The organism is Rhizobacter sp. P1_G5 (assembly GCF_056405435.1).
On the sequence record NZ_JBFUCB010000942.1, the window covers coordinates 1 to 1,565 of the forward strand.

1 protein-coding gene is annotated in these 1,565 nt (G+C 72.1%); it reads left to right on the plus strand.

Going from position 1 to position 1,565, the window contains the following annotated elements:
- The coding region (locus AC1D12_RS32950; RefSeq protein ID WP_477845326.1) for a response regulator at positions 1-1,565 on the plus strand (1,565 nt) is incomplete at both ends.

Below are 1,565 nucleotides of genomic sequence, written 5' to 3' on the forward strand. Positions count from 1 at the left end.
GGATGCGTTCGTCGAGGACGGCCTGCACGCCGGCCAGGCGCCGGCGATGCCGCCACGCGCCCCGCGGACCGACGGTTCCCCGCGTGCCACCGTGTTGATCGTCGACGACAACGCCGACATGCGCACCTACATCGCGAGCGTGCTGGGCGCGCGCTGGAACGTCGAGGCCGCCGGCGATGGCCGCCAGGCGCTGGACGCGATCGCGCGGCGGCGGCCCGACGTGGTCGTGACCGACATCATGATGCCGGTGCTCGACGGCTTCGGCCTGCTCGAGCGCATCCGCGCGCACGACGCGCTGCGCACGCTGCCGGTGATCCTGCTGTCGGCGCACGCCGGCGAGGAGGCGCGGCTGGAGGGGCTGGCCAAGGGGGCCGACGACTACATCGTGAAGCCGTTCTCCGCGCGCGAGCTGGCAGCGCGCGTCGAGGTGCTGCTGGTGCGCGAGCAGATGCATGCGGTGCGCGATGCCGCGAACCGCCGGCTGGTCGAGGTGTTCGACAACGCGCCGGTGGCGGTGGCGCTGCTGGACGGGCCGCAACACGTGTTCAGCTACGCGAACGACGAGCAGCGGCGCCTGGTGGGCGACCGGCCGCTGCTGGGGCTACCGCTGCTGCAGGCCGTTCCCGAGCTGCGCGAGCTGAACGTGAAGGAGCTGCTCGACAGCGTGTTGCGCAGCGGCGAGCCGTACTTCGCGAAGGCGTTCGAGGTGCACATGCCCGAGCCGCGCTACTTCGATTTCGTCTACCAGCCGCTGACCGAGCCGGACGGCACCGCGCCGGTCAAGATCGCCGTGGTCGCCTACGAGGTGACCGAACAGCTGAGCGCACGCCAGCAGGCCGAGGATGCGAGCCGTGCGAAGGACGAATTCCTCGCGATGCTGGGCCACGAGCTGCGCAACCCGCTGGCGCCCATCCTGACGGCGCTGCACCTGATGCGCATGAACTGGACGGATGCGGCGACGAAGGAGCGCGGCATCATCGAGCGCCAGGTGCGGCACATGGTGCGGCTGGTCGACGACCTGCTCGACGTCGCGCGCATCACGCGCGGGCGTGTCGAGCTGCAGCGCGCGCCGCTGGACCTGGGGGTGGTGATCGGGCAGGCGGTCGAGACGGTGAGCCCGCTGTTCGAGCAGAAGCGCCAGCGGCTCGAGGTGCGCGTGGAGGAGCCGCTGCCGCTGCTGGGCGATGCGGTGCGGCTCGGGCAGATCGTCGCCAACCTGTTGACCAACGCGACCAAGTTCACCGAGGTCGGTGGGCATGTGTCGTTGCACGCGCGGCGCGACGGCGACGACGCGGTGCTGGTGGTCGACGACGAGGGCATCGGCATGTCGTCCGACGAGCTGATGGTGGTGTTCGAGCCCTTCGTGCAGGGCAAGCGGCAGGCGTTGAACCGGCCGCACGGCGGGCTGGGCCTGGGGCTGGCGATCGCGCGCAGCCTGGCGGCGCTGCACGGCGGCACGCTGGGCGCGCAGAGCGACGGACCGGGGCGCGGCAGCCGGTTCATGCTGCGGCTGCCGCTGCAGGTGGCCGGTGCGCAGGCGCAGGCGCCGGCCGGCACGGATGGCT